Here is a 17,019-nt window from a genome sequence, read left to right as displayed (position 1 = left end):
TTATGCTTAAAAGCCCTCTCCGTTACCCAGGCGGTAAATCAAAAGCGCTCAATACAATTGCAGAATATTTACCAGAGAGTTTTTCTGAATTTAGAGAACCTTTTATTGGTGGTGGCTCTGTCTTCATATACTTAAAACAAAAATTTCCTGATTTGAAGTTTTGGATTAACGATTTAAATCGTGAGTTATTCCTTTTCTGGAAGTTTGCTCAATCCCATCTACCTCAGCTAGTTGCAGAAGTTCGTCGGATTAAACATAGTTATACAGACGGCAGATTATTATTTGAAGAATTGACAACCATAGATGTAAATGAATTATCTGATTTTGATAGAGCCGTGCGCTTTTTTGTTCTCAATAGAATTACTTTTTCTGGCACTGTAGAATCAGGAGGATTTTCTCAAGAAGCCTTTCATAAAAGATTTACTGACTCATCAATAGAACGTCTAGAAAAATTAGAATCCATTTTAACAGATAATATTAAGATTACTAACTTGGATTACAGTCACCTTTTAAATGCAGAAGGTGAAGATGTATTTTTATTTTTAGATCCACCCTATTTTACTGCTACAAAATCAAAATTATATGGTAAGGATGGCGATTTGCACACTTCTTTTGATCATCAAATATTTGCCGAGCTTGTGCAAAAATGCCACCATCGCTGGCTGATAACTTATGATGACTCTCCCCAGATTCGCGAAAATTTTCAACTATTTCATATCTATAATTGGGAATTGCAATATGGCATGAATAATTATAAACAGAGTGGTGCTGCTAAGGGAAAAGAATTAATAATTACAAACTACAAGATTCAACAGAGTTGGGAGCAAAAATTGAAAAATAACAGCCTTGCCAATACATCTGGACAATTGAGCCTGAATTTTTTCAACTAACTTTGGCTGTAAATTCACCTCAGAGAGTATTGTTGATTTAGTTACATTGCAAGGAGCCACATCATGGGTGCCCAAATTCAAGAATTAGACGCCTCGCACTGGGTTAAAACTCGTTCCTCCTTAGATCCCACCGAATCCAGTTTTCTTGTCTGGACAGGCAAAATCTACGCTTTTATTCCTGGTGAGAAGCGAACACTCTTGTTTAAAATGGTCGGCATGAGTGTGAGCAGATGCATTCCCACAGAAGAGGGTAGCTGGGATTTTACCTCTAGGGAACTGACTTACTACCTCAACCCAGAGACAGAAGAAGTGTTGCATAAGTGGGATAATCCTTGGACAAGGGAAACAGTTCCAGTGATGCACGTTGCTAATAATCCCGTGCAAGGTCACTTTAAAGGCAAGTTTCCGGCACAAGTAGATGGTGACAGTACAACTTTTGTGTTTGATATATTTCCTACTTATCCCAACCCCATAGTAGAAAATTCAAAACTTGCTAAATACAGCCCACAATCTACTTATCAAGCAGCGGAGTTATTTAAAATCACCGTTCCTACCGCAGATTTATTTAATTCAGAACTTCCTTCGGTTTCTCAACTCCGGCTGAGCTGGGATAGGATTGGTCAGTGGCTTCCTTGGATGAAAATGGGCGATCGCCCCGGTTATCTCATTTACAGTGCTTATGGTAGCAAAGTCAATGGCTTCAATGAGTTACCGCAACTGCTTCAAGACGAAATTAATAACCGCGTTCCTTTGTATAGGAATGCTCCCAAATCTTTTTTAGATGTGGAAGATATGACTTCTTGGCTTTACTTTCAACAAAATTTTGATGCTTATTTAGCTGGCGAAAGATTCCCCCTACCAGCAGCAGAAGAAAATTAATCATCCAGAAGAATATAAAACAGAAGGACTGTGGGGAATGGGTGTGCATCCAAGAGCGATCGTACCTGCACCCTAACTATATCTTTCACGTTCACTCAGAAATTTTGATTTGATAAGGTACAAATTTCGCAGATTTGACCTAGTACAGTTATGGGCGATCGCAACTGTTCTAGTCAAAAATCGCCCGATTGTACCATGCATAAGTTTGGAAAATCACTTATATTGCGAATATTCGTGCTTTTGTAGTCTTTAAAAGTGTGCCGAAATGAAGATTTTTTTGGATCGGCAGTCAGCTAAACCTCTGTATTTGCAAATTCGCGATCGCATCAGTAGTCTGATTAAATCTGGTGCATTGCAAAGTGGCGATCGCCTTCCTTCTATCCGTTCTCTAGCACAGAGTTTGCAAGTCAATAAACTAACCATTATTGAGGCTTATACCGCTCAATATAAAAAAATGGTGTGTGCTTATACACAAGCACACACCACTACTAATTTTTTATGCAGCTTATTGCATAAATTAGACTGCAACAGGTTCCAATAACTTAATGTTAGAAAAGATAAATTCTTGGATTGAAGGTTGTGCTTTTGTATCGGTGCTAATAAAACGACGATTCAAAATGAAATAGTTACCAACCTTTTCGTATTCATCCTCGAATTCGCTTCTACCGCCTTTTTGTTCCCCCGTTTTCGGATCGTGGTATACGGAGTCGTAGGTGTGAGAGAGGTAGCCTTCCCCAGTGTCCTGAGTGCTAAAGGTGTTAATTGTGACAACAACGCCGTGAATGTGACGGTGAACGAGGCTGACTATGTTGTTACGAACTTTGTATTTGTCGCCTGTGGACTTACCGCCAACTATAATCTCAACTGCGCCTGTCTCGTCGGTGTCACCATAGCTAAATGTATTTGCACCGTGGGTTTCTTCAAAGCTGCGACGGACGCGATGAACGGCTATTTCCCAAGCCTGATTGTGAATTGCCTGCTTGGCTTGTTCATCTTCTACCTCAAAAACCTCCGCTTTGAGATTGGCGTTGACGCGAATTTTGCCTGTAAACACCTGCTCGTCTTGCTTATAGGTGATATCTGCGGTGTATCCAGGGAAATTTTTATCCCAAGTGTAACGGTTCTCGTAAGCAGCCCGGAAGAGTTCTTGGGCAGAGATTTGTGTTGCAGTCACTTGTTTCTCCTATAGTTGCTAGTTTATGTTAGCTTTTTAGCTTAGCTGCTATTAGTTAGCATAGAAGTAATTGTGGAGTCCGCCTAGACCCCAACTGGGTACACTTTATGGTTCGTTCCCTTCATAGTTTATTTGATGCGATCGCCAACGCTCGTAATGAACAAGAACTACGGCTAGCTGTAACGAACACAGTTGGCGAACATTTTGGCGTGGAACGTTGGGGTCTATATTTATCAGACGACCTGTCCACGGTAGATGTGGACGTTCAAACTATTCCGGAAGTTTGTTTAGAAGGCAATCCGGTTGGGCGCTATGTTACTGAACGTCATGCTCCCGCCCATGAACAATTAATATTAGCCCCAGGAGACTGGCAGCATTTTTGTTCCCGCCAAGACCACGCCCACGTGATGAGTGGGCCAATTGTCTGTGATGGTCGCTTGGTGGGGACGCTGAACCTTGCCCGTGCTGACGGTAGTCCCGCTTTTGATGCCAACGATTTAGCCGACTTGAGCGCTTTGTGTTTGCATTTGTCAGCAAAACTTGCCACCCTCAGGGCGAAACCAAAAACATTCAACTCCCCATTAGTTAGTCGCCTGACTCCACGCGAGTTAGAAATTGCCGAGTTGGTGGCGCAGGGGTTAACGAATGGAGAAATAGGCGAGAAGCTGTTTATTACGCAAAATTCGGTGAAGCAAGCACTGAAAAGGATGTTTCGCAAGTTGGGAGTATCGGCGCGTGCGGAAATGGTGGCAAAACTGCAAGATATTGGGGGTTGATACAGTGTTATTGTTTTTTATAGACAATAGAGCAAATACTTCCCTACCGCTGTCCCTTGCGAACCATACCTAGTCCATATAAATATAATTCAACAACACCATATACTCGGGGGGGAGGATCTTTAAAACGAGAACGTTCCGTGAAAATACCAGCTTCGAGCATATCGTTGATGTGAAGAGCTAGTTCCCCACTATCTTCCACCTTCCATATTTCCGCTAAACGATTCTCATCAATAGGAGAACGTTCTCCTTGGAGTCTCTGTAGAAATTGATCTAATTCAGGGTATTCATTACGTACTTCAGCCACACGTTGTTGAGAAACATAGGGAAAAGAATCGATTAATGCTTTTGGACGCAAAGTAATCTCAGGACTGTATTCTGTAGTAAATTCTTTTTCAAGTTTCACTGCCTCTTGTAGAAGTAAAATCAAACTGCGTGGAAAACAGTTGTCTTTACTGTCAGCTATACGGTTACGAACCCAATTGTAAGTGTAGGCTTTTTTTGTACGCCCCATCCGCTCACCCCATAGGGGATAAAGGCTTTGACGCAATTGCTCAAGTCCAATTAAATTTAGTCGCTCGACAGTAACCCCTAACTTTTGCTCTAAAAATTTTCTCAGAGATTCGGAACTTTTGAGGGCTTGTCGAAGTACCAGTCGCCATAAATCAGTTTCTTCCCAACGTAGCTGGAGCGATCGCCCACTATAATGTCCTGTATTGGTAAAGTTGAGTTGATTCCAGATATCTTCGCGTAAAAATATCTTAGGGGTTATTTGCTTCAGACTTGTCCCGCTTTCTAACCACCAAGCAAGCAAAGCTTCAAGTGCGCGTCTGCGTCGCTCATAATCTTTTTGACTAGAACCAAAACCAGCATCTAGCTCATCATAAAGTAGCCATACAACTTGATTATTCTGCTGCAACCATCGGTCAATTGCACGTAACTCATCAGATGCTTGCGGCCGCGCTTGGGGAGATTTCGAGCGCTCCACCAACCATGAAACAATCTCAGCATGAGAAGGGTTGTCTTGAGCGCTTAATGCAACTAACTTCTGATCTAAACCAGAAACAGAGCGTAACTCTGATTTGCTATTACATAGTTGTAAAAGACCATAATTAAGCCAAAAAAATTGCCAGTCATTCTCACCGACTTGTTGCTCATAGCTAGCCAAATCACCACTTTCGAGAATGCTGCTTGATATTCTGGGCTGACCATGCGCTGGAATAAAATTAACATTATTTAAGTTTACGTCGCATTGAGCTAATTCCTTAGCTGCATCTGGCTGTTCTACAAAAAGTCGAAATAAAAGGCTTTTACCTGTTCCTTTTGCACCACGAATTAGCCAAGTTTTATTATTCAAAAATTTAGGAAAATCCTCCGTGCGTTGAAATATATTTGGAATGTTATCTGGTTCTAATTCCTGTGCAGTTGCTGCCTGAAACATTAACTCATTCAGTACATTTTTCCGGTCATCATTAGTTCTATTTACTATTCTTTGCTTAATATCTGGCAAGCTTGCATCAATCGTATCAGCAAGAGGTAGATAAGCATCTAGTAAACTCTTGGGTATATCATTAACTAAACTAGATAAAGTTGCGACATTAGGATTGTATAAAACTTCATAGTAAAGTTCTCCAACAGTCATTCCTGTTGGTAAACCCCAGTTGTCTTCGATCCAGTTTTCAACTTTATCTCTCCAAATTTTCTGCTGTTCAGCAGCTACTGGTGGTATCGGTGTTACCACAAATCGCACATCAGGTTTGCCCTGATATTCTCGTTGTTTGCGAGCGGCCTGTACAACCCAACGTAGTCCCTCCAAGCTTTGCTCAGTTGGTGAGAAACAGATGAAAGCAGTATCAGCTAGGTCAAAGAGTAAATAGGGATGATATGTTACTTAAACTACAAGCTGGTATAAAATAGCATTTATACTTATTTACTTCCTCAAAGTTTTTCCTAAGCGATTAGTCTAGCTAACACTTCTTAGCTAACAGCTAAACATAATGCGTCCCTGCCAAAAGCAGGACAGACTATTTATTAAAAGTGCCTTTTAACACTAACTTCTCAAGTTGGTAGAGCATTTCTACTTAACAAATTAGCACACAGGTTAGCAAGTATACCATGCTTGACTGTACCTGTTCTGATTGCTTCCAGCGTTTGTGCTGCATTTGTTGCTATTTATTTACGTCGTTGTTCCACTCGTCTTTTATATATCAGTTCTAGCAGCAAGTTGTTCTTCGGTCGAAAGAGCCTCTACATGCTCGACTATTCTCTGAAAAGATACTGGTTTGCTCATCGACAGTATTTATTACTCTTGCGAATCTGACATTTTTTCATCTTATCTTTAATTTCTGTTGTCTTAGCAGACTGCGATCGCACTAGCACTATTAATCCCCTCTCCGTTCACGGAGAGGGGGTTAGGGGGTGAGGTTACGCCGGATAAATCCGCAAGCGCCGATTTGGTTCTTCCCCAAAGCTATGGGACTTCAAGCGGTAGTGTTCCACCAACTCGTGTTGCATCTTCCGCACTTGGGGCGATCGCGGCAATAATTCTACAGGCTGTCCTTTGGGAATGACAATCTGCTCAACTGCAAGTCTAGCTTCCTCTAGGGCGTCAATCTCATCATCGCTGGCACTGTGGAGAAATAGTTGCAGTTCGCGATCGTCAGTAATTTCCGGATCGTCTATGTTCAGCAATCGCCGCAAGCCACGGGTAATTTGCGGAATCGTGCTGGATTTAATCATGTGAATCGGCACTTGTCGAGCTTTTGCCATTTGCCGCAATTTAGCGTGGTTTTTGACGTGCGATCGCAGTGCCAAAATTGCATCAGCACTATCAATATCTTTTGTCAATACCACTGGCAAATTCAGCACCTCAATTACTTGTTCTAATTGACTGCGGCTGACACCATAAGGGTAAACGTGCAGTGGCAAATCTTCGCCGTTAGGCCCTGCCAGTCTGGTATCAACGTCATTAAAGCTGTCAAAGTGATTTAACGATTCATCCAGCAAGCGGTCAAACTCACTGTGCCTAGAAAGCTTTGGCGGCTCTGCTGTGGGCGGCAATGGTAGCATTTGCCCCGATGAACGCCAGCCGTTAGACTGTCGTGCTGGTGCAAAAGATTCTTCTTTGCCCAGGCTTTGGGAGCGACCGTTGAGAGCAGTTAACTGGCGTGTAATCTTGACTTTGCCATCTTCATCAACAGTTCTGACTTGCGGGCTAGGCTGATGCCCTCTCAGCAGAGTATCGACTGTGTCAGCAACACTTTCGTGGACTACCCAGCGTTGCCGTTCCAGCATTTCTACAGCAATTTCAAAGGTAGGAGGGGCTTTGCGTTCCAAAACTGTTTTTTGACTGCCCCGTCGTCTAGCTTCATCGTCTCCCAACGTCACAGCTTGGATACCACCAATCAAATCGGAAAGGGTGGGGTTTTTGATTAAGTTTTCAATTTGGTTGCCGTGGGCAGTACCTACCAACTGCACACCCCGTTCCGCAATTGTACGAGCTGCCAAAGCTTCCAGTTCCGTGCCAATTTCATCAATGACGATGACTTCTGGCATATGGTTTTCCACTGCCTCAATCATCACCTGATGCTGCAATTCCGGATGAGCTACTTGCATCCGTCTTGCCTTACCAATTGCCGGGTGGGGAACGTCGCCATCGCCCGCGATTTCGTTAGAGGTATCAATAATCACTACTCGCTTGTTCAAATCATCCGCCAAAACACGGGCTATTTCCCGCAAGGCAGTGGTTTTACCCACACCTGGGCGTCCCAGCATGAGAATCGATTTACCAGTTTCTACTAAATCGCGGATCATGCCAATGGTTCCAAACACCGCCCGACCAACGCGGCAAGTTAAGCCAATTATCTTGCCGTTGCGGTTGCGGATAGCGCTGATCCGGTGCAGAGTTTGCTCTATTCCTGCTCGATTATCTCCGCCGAAGCTTCCCACTCGCTTGATGCAATCATCTATTACTTCCTGATTAACGGGCGCGTCGCTCAGATACTCAGCTTGATGGGGAAAGCGAGCCTCTGGGCGACGGCCCAGATCCAAGACCACTTCAACTAAACTATCTCGTTGGGGATGCTTCTCTAATTTTTGCCGCAGGTCTTGGGGCAAAATATCTAACAACTTTTGGAGATCGTCTGTAATCGTCATGCTTATTATGGTGACGTTTTTAGAGATAGCGAACTTGCTTGTACGGGCAAGGCACTGCCTTTGCCCCTACTGCTGTGACTTGAGCTGGGAAACGAGAGAATGGGCAAGCCCAACAGCTTGCCAGAGCAATTCTGGTTCCTCTTCTAGGCGGACAGTTGTTTTGACACTGGCGTCATTCACCTCCCTTGCTTCTAACTGCTCAAGAATTGGTGACAGCAATACACGGGCGTAGCTGCCATAGGCTACTCCAGAAATAGAAGACGCGGAGAATGGGAGACGCGGTGACGCGGAGAGGGAATTTGAGGAACAATTCCCTCCGTCCTCGTGTCCTCGCGTCCCCGTGTCCTTCCCGTTGCCTAGCAGTCCCATTGCCCTTAACTTGGCAACAGTGTAGCTATTAGTGCCACCTGCTAACTGCACGTATCCCGGTAATTTAGCTGCCAAAACTTTTTGCCCTAATTTCACCGTGGCTAAAGTGGTGCCATCACCTATATCACCACTCATCGGACGGCCGTCGGTTTGCCAAATTAGAGCACAATTACATGGGGCGATCGCGTCATACAAGGCGTGCAGGTAATCAATCATACCTTCGCCATCGGGACAGCTAATCGCTACTAACTTCAAGCGTTTAGTCCACGGTGAAATTGCTTGCCACAATCGCCGAAATTCTGTCAAACGCCCTACTTTAGTATGTATTTCTACAGCATCAACCCCAGTTGACAGGATCAATGGTGCGATCGCTTCTGGTGTTGATACATAGGAGGATGTATAAATTATCTCATATGGACAAGCTGGAATGCAACGACCACAGCCGTAGCATTTTTCGGAAATGACTCCTGAAAAATCCTCTTGTATATTGCTAAATTTAATTGCCCGTGCTGGACAAATTCTTTCGCATGGTCGGTGGCAATCTGGGGGACACTCTGTTGAGTCAAACTTTGCTTTGCGAAAATGCGGATCTTCACCATCGTTGAGGCTAACCATCAAAAACGGTGATTTTCCTGTGTTGCCAAAGCCTCGCTCTTTGGCATCCTTAGCAAATTTGGTAGCAACTTGTAGCGCCTCTCTCGCTGCGGCGATTACAGCTGGATCGGCAGCCACATCTATGCAGTCAGCGCCAGCCAAAGTGTAGGCTAATGTTAAACTTCTGACCGCAGGCAGATGCTGGAAACTGGCTCCGCAGATGAGCTTGAACCAGTGACCTTCTTTTAGAGATAGTAATGGGTCGAGGTGATCAGTCACATTTCTATTATGCTACGTGACTGAAAAATGTTGGAAGCAATTGCTCAATTTAATTGTGGTTGTTGTAGGGGAATTTCAATGGTAAAATTGGCTCCTTGTCCGGGTAATGAGGTGCAAGTGAGCTTGCCTTGATGTTTTTGCACTACAATTTGGTAACTAATCGATAATCCCAGTCCACTGCCTTTGCCTACAGGCTTTGTGGTAAAAAATGGGTCAAACACTCGCGATCGCACCGACTCATCTATACCGGAGCCATTGTCGGCTACACAAATCTTTACAGTATCTGAGTTTGTTAGCATCGTGCGAATGTGAATTTGGGGTTTAGTCAAGAGGAGCCAGCGCGTTGCGGAGGTTCCCTCCGTTGTAGCGACTGGCGTTCCAGAGTCCATAGTCAATAGTTCGGGGATTTTGACTATTGACTCTTGACTATTGAACGGCAGGTGCTTTATGCCGGGAGACCCGTCCACCGCACTGCCTCCTCTTGACTCATCCAAAGCATCAATCGCATTGTTCAACAGATGCATAAAAACCTGGTTGAGTTCACTGACATAACAGCTAACTAGGGGTAAGTTGCCGTATTCTTTCACTACCTCAATAGCAGGACGATTTGGTGTTTCCCTTAGCCGATGTTGCAACATTACCAGGGTGCTGTCTATACCTACATGGATATCAACCTGCTTCATCTCGGCTTCGTCGAGACGGGAGAAGTTTTGTAGTGCCTGAACAATAGAACGGATGCGATCAGATCCTCTGTACATCGCACCCATGAGGTTTTGCAGATCGTTAATCAAAAAATTCAGGTCTATCTCTTTGACGATTGTTTGAATTTTTGGTGTCGGATTTGGATATTCCTGCTGATATACCTCAATTAAATTCACTAAGTCTCGCACGTATTGACTGGCATATTCGAGATTACCATAGATAAAACTGATTGGATTGTTCACTTCATGGGCAATTCCTGCTACTAAATTTCCTAGTGCTACCATTTTTTCGCTTTGAATTCTTTGGACTTGAGCAGCCTTCAATTCATCAAGAGTTTCTTGTAATAAAAAATTTTTTTCTTGCAGTTTATTTTGTAACAAGCGTAAATTGATTTGATTTTCTATTCGCAATATAACTTCTGCACCATGAAAAGGTTTAGTGATATAGTCTACTCCACCCACATCAAAGGCTTTGACTTTATCCAAAACATCATCAAGAGCGCTAATAAAAATGACTGGAACTTGGCAAGTTTGATCATCAGCTTTCAGTTGCCTGCAAACTTCATAGCCATCCATTCCTGGCATGTTAATATCTAGCAAAATCACATCTGGTAATACCATTTGACAAGCGGTAAGCGCCATTTTCCCGTTTAAAGCCTTGCGAACTTCATAACCTTGTGCAGTCAACATTGCTGACAAAAGACGCAAGTTATCTGGTGTATCATCAACAACCAGAATATTTACTTGGTAATCTTTCTCTTGATTGAAATGCATTTTAGTCATATGTAAATTTATTTTTGCAAACTATTTTGATAGTGACAAAAATCAATTTTTGTCTTGATTAATTTCTCAGATATATTAGTTTTCTCACATTTATTTTTTGATCATCAGGGTTTTATCATAGTAAATAATGACTAGAAAAAGATATGTAAGCACAGTAATTATTACGTCCTTGTTGTTTAGCTTGATACAATGCTTGTTCGCTAGCTGCAATTAAAGTATCTGGTGAATATTGATGACTGGGTAGACAAACCGCAATACCAATACTTAATGTTAGATATTCACTTACAAAAGATGCAGAATGAGCTATTTTTAGTTCTTGTACTTGCAATTGAATATTTTCGGTTACTCGCATGGCTCCAGAAAAATTTGTGTTTGGTAAGATCACAGCAAACTCTTCTCCTCCGTAGCGAGCTACTAAGTCTGCTGGACGCCTAACTGCACTTTTAATTGCTTTGGCTACATGTGTTAAACAAGTATCACCAGCTACATGACCGTAAGTATCATTATATAATTTGAAATAGTCGATATCGCATAACATAAATGCTAGAGGAGTTTGCTCTCTGGCTGAGCGTTGCCACTCTCTTTGCAAGTAATCATCTAAGTAACGACGGTTAGCAACCTCTGTTAAACTGTCTAACAAAGCCATTGCTTGCAATTTTTCGTTAACTTCTTGCAGAGTTATTTCTGTATTGCGGCGTTTTTCAATTTCCAATCGCAATAACGAATTTTGCTCTAAAAGTTTTTGGTTAGTTTCTTGAAGTTGCATTTGTAGGCGCTGGATAGTTAGTTGATTCTGCACTCGCACTACTACTTCTTCAAACTGAAAAGGCTTGGTAATGTAGTCTACGCCACCCATTTTAATTCCTTTTACTTTGTCTGTAACATCATCTAAGATGCTGATAAAAATCACAGGAATATTACATGTTTGTGGGTTAGATTTTAGACGTTGACATACTTCATAGCCGCTAATATCTGGCATATTAATATCTAGCAAGATTAAATCTGGTGCTAGAGTTTGACAGGCAATCAAAGCCATTTGCCCGTTTAAAGCTTTACGAACTTGATAACCTTCTTCAGTAAGTATAGTAGATAACACACGCAGATTATCTAGCTGATCGTCAACGATGAGAATGTTACCTTGATTGGCAGATGCTGGCTCTTGATTCATTGCTGTTACCCCAGTGAAAGCTTGATATTTACCATTGAGGTGCAGTAGCAATTAAGTTTAAAACTAATTCTGGTTCTATGGCACCAGAAAACAAAAGTCCTTGAGCAAAATCACACTTTAAATTTTTCAGTTGAGTTAACTGGTGTTGGGTTTCGACACCTTCAGCAATTACTATCATCCCCATCGAATGAGCAATGCCAATAATTGCTGGTACTAATCCCATATTCTGTTGATTTTCCTGCATACGTTTGACAAATGACTTATCAATTTTGAGGGTGTTTAAAGAAAAGCTATGCAGGTAGCTTAAAGAGGAATAGCCAGTGCCAAAGTCATCCATAACTAATTTTATTTTTCGCTCTTTTAGTTCATAAAGAATAGTTTTGATAACATCACTATTTTCTATAAGTAAACTTTCAGTAATTTCTAGCTCTAAATTGGCAGGATTTATTTTAGTTTCATCAAGGATTTGGTCTATTTCAGCGAGAAAATTAGGTAGAGAAAACAAACGTGGTGAAAGATTGACACTAATAGTCAGGCTATTCAGGTTTTTGTTTGTAGCTGGATGATTTTGCAACAGACGTAAAGTCTGGCAAGCTGATTGCAATACCCAGATGTTGATATGATTAATTAAACCTGTTTCTTCTGCTATAGGAATAAATGCTGTAGGATAAACTAGTCCTTTTGTCGGATGCTGCCAACGGATCAGGGCTTCAAATCCAGCGATCGCACCTGTAGTTATACAAATGATCGGTTGATAGTGAACTACAAATTCTTGGCGTTCAACTGCTCTTCTCAGATCATTTTCTAACTCTAAAAGCTGAGAAACTTCCTGATGCATAGCAGGGTCGAAGACATGATATCTAGCTTTTCCCAGAGCCTTAGCACGATACATTGCCGTGTCAGCATCTCTTAGCAAGTACTCTGATTTTTCATAGTTATGATTGCCCCAATTAATCCCAATACTCGCATTAATAAATACTTCATATCTGAACAACTTAAAAGGCTGTGATAATTTTTTGAGAATACATTCGGCTACTTCGATTGCAGTGCTGATATCTGTGATGTTTTCTAAAAGAATAGCAAATTCATCGCCACCAAATCTTGCTAAAGAATCAAATGGGCTTAAAGATGCTTGCAAGCGACGAGCGATCGCTATTAGCAATTCATCTCCTACTAAGTGACCAAGAGAATTATTCACGACTTTGAAGCGATCGCAGTCTAAAAATAGAACAGCAAAGTGATAATCAGATTCTAGCTTGGCACGATTGAGAGCTTGTTCTAGTCGCTTGATAAATAAAACTCGGTTAGGTAATCCGGTCAGCGAATCATGCAATGCTATATCTAGCAATTTAGTTTGTAGTTGCTGACGTTGATTAATTTCTTGTTGGAGTTTATAGAGAGCTTTTTCTAGCTGCGAAGTGCGTTCGTTTACTCTATTTTCTAATTCGGTGTTGAGTTTCAAAATTTCTAGTCGTGCTGTCCTCAACGCCAGTTGATTTTCCACACGCACCAAAACTTCTTCAAATTCAAAAGGTTTTGTGATGTAGTCTACCCCACCTACCTGAAAAGCTTTTACTTTATCAAAAACATCTTCTAAAGCGCTAATAAAAATTACTGGAATATCGGCAGTTAGCCTACAAGCTTTCAAACGCCGGCAAATTTCATAACCATCAACCTCTGGCATCATAATGTCTAGTAAAATCAGATCTGGTAATAATGTTTGGCAAGCAGTAAGTGCCATGTACCAGTTCAATGCTTTGCGAACGCCATAACCTTCCCTTGTCAGGAGCGAAGATAAAACTCGCAGATTATCTGGCATATCATCAATAATCAAAATGTCTTTTTTTTCAAAGTATGATCGTTCGTAATTCATTTGTAAAAATATCTGCACAACCGACTTATATAGATTTAGCCTAATTTTTGTCAGTGTTAGGTTTAATGCGATCTGGATACATCTACATTTCACCCCTTTTTGTTGTGTAATAAATTTATGTAGGGTGAAATAATTGTTTGTCAGAAATTCATCGCATCATTGAGACTTTGTCTAAGAAATGGAGAATTCTGCTGAGTCGTGATAGAACCTGATTACAACCTGCTACTCAAAAATCCATGAATAACCTTAATAGTTTTGTATAAAACTGTTTAGTTAAATATACTAGTATTTTTAATCTTGTCATAGCCTTCTATACTTAAGCTTTAAATTCTAGTTATAACACTTAACTTGATTCAGTTAATATGCCAATTTTTCAAAATATTTTAGAAATAAAAGTAAAAATTATTTACTTTATTTAACATTAATGTTTAGATTCTCAAAAATTAGCTAGAAATTATTACTTTTTTAGGCTTTGTTTAAAAAAATGATTTTTTTTACAAAAAACTTAAAAAGACTAGCTGTGATTCTAGCTAGTTTAAAAAATATTTTTACTATTTAAATTTTGCACCAGTTGTAAAAAGCTTCTATTAAAACTTTAAGCACCGACGCCGTGCTTCTTACGCTGGTTCCTACAACGCTTAGTTTTAAAGTTCACCACGGAGCATGGGGTTGGGGGGAAGCGTTCCAACATATACCTTTACGGGAAGACGCCCAGAGGGCGTCTACAGGAACCTCCGTAACAGACTGGCTTTCCATAAGAAACTCTTGTGCAGGTTTCTCAACCCGCCCGTACGGTGGTTGGTTGTTTAATACTGCTTCTCTAGTTTCCCTTACTCACCCCAATACCTTCTACTTTCTTCTTTCCTAGGGATACAGTGGCGATTGATCGATACTGCCAATGTTATTTAAAGGCCAAAAACGAATTATGGCACGACCAATGATATTTTCACGCGGAACAACACCCCAGCAGCGGCTATCATAGCTGCTATTACGATTATCACCCAATACTAAGTAGGAGTTTGGAGGTATTGTCACTGGTTTGGATAGAAAAGGTGGTTGCGAACCTGACGTGCAAACATCTATTACTGTGCGCTGTGAAGAGGACAAGTACCTTTCTTCTGGGAGGGGCTGGTTATCAATATAAACTCTACCATTTCTTATTTCTACCTTTTCTCCCGGCAAACCAATAATACGCTTAATGAAAGCATCTTGATATTGTTCTTGCTGTAATTCTTTTGTAGGTGAAAAGACTACAATATCCCCTCTTTGTGGATTAGAAAAGTTATAACTCAACTTATCGACAATAATTTTATCTGCCTCCCACTGATTGGGTGAACCATGTAAGGTTGGTTCCATTGAACCAGAAGGAATCCAGCGAGCTTCGGCGACAAAGGTGCGAATACCCAAAGCTAGCACGATGCTTAATACAATAGTTCTACCTAGTTCTGCAATCCAGGAACTATCGGGTTTTTGGCTAGAGTTGTTATCAGACACTTGATTTTGCATGAAGTTACTTGATTAGAGAAGATGCAGCTAGTTAACTCGTCTGCTTGGGGATAGTATATTTTTAATCTTAACTGTACAAATTTGCTTTCTAAGTGATGTTGTGATCTTGATAGGCTTAATTCATAGTTAAAACGAGAAATTTTTTGTGACGAATATTATGGAAAGTAATCGCTAACAGTCCAATTAAGTTTAACCTAAAGGGATAATTCTTTTTCACTGGGGTTTAAAGGTGTAAGGGTTTGAGGAAATAAAGATGTAAGAGTGTATTTTGAATTTGATTTTTCCCTATACTGCCATACCCCTGCACTGCCACACCCTTATTTTCTTACACCCCCCACTCATTTACACTTCCACACTCCGCCCTCACAGGGTACTGTGTAACAAATAGCTCTTGTCTTAACGCTAGATCATCCATGTCATCTCCTACTAGTTTGCTGATTCGTCGTGCTCGGATAATTTTACCCAATGGAGAATTAATGATTGGGGATGTGCTGACGCGCGATCGCCAGATCGTCGAAGTCGCACCAGAAATATCCACGACCACAGCGCCGCTCAAAGAAATTGACGCAGAAGGGTTAACTTTGTTGCCAGGCGTCATCGATCCACAGGTACATTTTCGGGAACCGGGACTAGAACATAAAGAAGACCTGTTCACTGCTACTTGTGCATGTGCCAAAGGTGGAGTCACCTCCTTTTTGGAAATGCCGAATACCCGTCCCCTCACCACAACAGTGCAAGCGCTTGATGATAAGTTGCAGCGTGCTCAAAATAAATGTCTTGTCAACTATGGCTTTTTCATTGGGGCGACAGCAGAAAATTTGCCAGATTTGCTCCTGGCTAACCCAACTCCTGGGATCAAAATTTTTATGGGGTCAATGCATGGTCAGTTACTGATAGACCAACAAGAGGTTTTAGAGGCAATATTTGCCAAAGGAAACCGCCTCATTGCTGTTCACGCCGAAGACCAAGCGAGAATCAACCAACGACGCAAGGAATTTGCTGGAATTAGTGATGTAGCAGTTCATTCTCAAATCCAAGATAATCAAGCAGCACTGTTGGCAACTCAGCAAGCATTAAAACTTTCGCAAAAATACCAACGCCGTCTGCATATTCTGCATATGTCTACGGCGGAGGAAGCAGAGTTGCTGCGTCAGCATAAACCGGACTGGGTAACGGCTGAGGTGACACCCCAACATTTATTTTTAAATACCAGTGCATATGAAAAGATTGGTACATTGGCACAGATGAATCCGCCGTTGCGATCGCCCCACGACAACGAAGTCCTTTGGCAAGCTTTGCATGACGGTGTCATAGATTTTATTGCTACCGACCATGCACCCCACACCTTAGAAGAAAAAGCGCAACCATACCCTAATAGTCCTTCGGGAATGCCAGGGGTAGAAACTTCTCTACTCTTAATGCTAACAGCAGCGATGCAAGGGCGATGCACTCTTGCCCAAGTTGTTAACTGGATGTCAACCGCTGTGGCTAAAGCATATGGTATTGCTAACAAAGGGGCGATCGCTGTTGGTTATGATGCTGATTTAGTCCTTGTAGATTTAAATACCTATCGTCCAGTTTTACGCGAAGAATTGTTAACCAAATGTGGTTGGAGTCCTTTTGAAGGTTGGAATCTGACTGGATGGCCCACTTACACAATTGTCGGTGGTCAGCTTGTTTACGAAAAAGGCAAGTTGCATACACAAGTGCGGGGACAGGCTTTAACATTTGGTCAATAGTTAATAGTCATTGGTCGGCGTTGCTGAATCAAGATATGAATTTACAATTCACGGGTATGTAGAGACGTAGCATTGCTACGTCTCTACAATGATTTGGCATCGAACTACAAAAATGTATGCACACATAATTCAT

The 17,019-nt window shown here is 41.6% G+C and carries 13 protein-coding genes; 5 read left to right on the top strand and 8 right to left on the bottom strand.

All coding sequences use genetic code 11. The annotated features are described in order from the left end of the window. Window positions 1-2: 2 nt before the first annotated feature. The 3 genes from HXY43_RS22580 (at window position 3) to HXY43_RS22570 (ending at window position 2,310) form a co-directional block, all read left to right on the top strand. Window positions 3-890, top strand: coding sequence for a DNA adenine methylase (locus HXY43_RS22580; RefSeq protein ID WP_290888087.1), 888 nt, complete (start codon window positions 3-5; stop codon window positions 888-890). 63 nt (window positions 891-953) lie between these two features. After that, window positions 954-1,769: a DUF1838 domain-containing protein gene (locus tag HXY43_RS22575; RefSeq protein ID WP_290888084.1), complete on the top strand. Its 816-nt coding sequence runs from the start codon at window positions 954-956 to the stop codon at window positions 1,767-1,769. Window positions 1,770-2,034: 265 nt separating this feature from the next. Further along, entirely contained in the window at window positions 2,035-2,310 is a 276-nt protein-coding gene (locus HXY43_RS22570) for a GntR family transcriptional regulator (protein ID WP_290888080.1), read from the top strand. Here HXY43_RS22570 and HXY43_RS22565 read toward each other — a convergent pair. Further along, a complete protein-coding gene (locus tag HXY43_RS22565) occupies window positions 2,287-2,943 on the bottom strand; it encodes a DUF3386 domain-containing protein (protein ID WP_290888077.1) in 657 nt (218 codons plus the stop codon). The genes HXY43_RS22570 and HXY43_RS22565 overlap by 24 nt on opposite strands. A 107-nt stretch (window positions 2,944-3,050) precedes the next feature. Between HXY43_RS22565 and HXY43_RS22560 the strand changes: the two genes are divergently transcribed. After that, window positions 3,051-3,719, top strand: a complete 669-nt coding sequence (locus HXY43_RS22560; protein WP_290888074.1) for a LuxR C-terminal-related transcriptional regulator — start codon at window positions 3,051-3,053, stop codon at window positions 3,717-3,719. Window positions 3,720-3,762: 43 nt separating this feature from the next. Here HXY43_RS22560 and HXY43_RS22555 read toward each other — a convergent pair whose 3' ends face one another. The 7 genes from HXY43_RS22555 to lepB all read right to left on the bottom strand — a co-directional run bounded on the left by HXY43_RS22555 (window position 3,763) and on the right by lepB (window position 15,147). Beyond that, window positions 3,763-5,535, bottom strand: coding sequence for a hypothetical protein (locus tag HXY43_RS22555; RefSeq protein WP_290888070.1), 1,773 nt, complete (start codon window positions 5,533-5,535; stop codon window positions 3,763-3,765). Between the two features lie 608 nt (window positions 5,536-6,143). After that, window positions 6,144-7,874 carry a R3H domain-containing nucleic acid-binding protein gene (locus HXY43_RS22550; RefSeq protein WP_290888067.1) on the bottom strand — a complete coding sequence of 577 codons (1,731 nt, stop codon included), beginning with the start codon at window positions 7,872-7,874 and terminating at the stop codon, window positions 6,144-6,146. 66 nt (window positions 7,875-7,940) lie between these two features. After that, window positions 7,941-9,116: a circadian clock protein LdpA gene (gene ldpA / locus HXY43_RS22545; RefSeq protein WP_290888064.1), complete on the bottom strand. Its 1,176-nt coding sequence runs from the start codon at window positions 9,114-9,116 to the stop codon at window positions 7,941-7,943. Between the two features lie 44 nt (window positions 9,117-9,160). Continuing rightward, entirely contained in the window at window positions 9,161-10,591 is a 1,431-nt protein-coding gene (locus tag HXY43_RS22540; RefSeq protein WP_290888213.1) for a response regulator, read from the bottom strand. Between the two features lie 124 nt (window positions 10,592-10,715). Further along, window positions 10,716-11,768: a PleD family two-component system response regulator gene (locus HXY43_RS22535; protein ID WP_290888061.1), complete on the bottom strand. Its 1,053-nt coding sequence runs from the start codon at window positions 11,766-11,768 to the stop codon at window positions 10,716-10,718. A gap of 28 nt (window positions 11,769-11,796) precedes the next feature. Beyond that, window positions 11,797-13,641: an EAL domain-containing response regulator gene (locus HXY43_RS22530; protein WP_290888058.1), complete on the bottom strand. Its 1,845-nt coding sequence runs from the start codon at window positions 13,639-13,641 to the stop codon at window positions 11,797-11,799. Between the two features lie 864 nt (window positions 13,642-14,505). Next, window positions 14,506-15,147, bottom strand: coding sequence for a signal peptidase I (lepB, locus tag HXY43_RS22525; protein WP_290888055.1), 642 nt, complete (start codon window positions 15,145-15,147; stop codon window positions 14,506-14,508). Window positions 15,148-15,560: 413 nt separating this feature from the next. Between lepB and HXY43_RS22520 the strand changes: the two genes are divergently transcribed. Further along, entirely contained in the window at window positions 15,561-16,886 is a 1,326-nt protein-coding gene (locus HXY43_RS22520) for a dihydroorotase (protein ID WP_290888052.1), read from the top strand. Window positions 16,887-17,019 lie beyond the last annotated feature (133 nt).

It is taken from the genome of Fischerella sp., from assembly GCF_013388695.1.
Classification (GTDB): domain Bacteria; phylum Cyanobacteriota; class Cyanobacteriia; order Cyanobacteriales; family Nostocaceae; genus PCC9605.
Note: the sequence above shows the minus strand (reverse complement) of the source record. Positions and strands in the feature narration are given on the sequence as shown.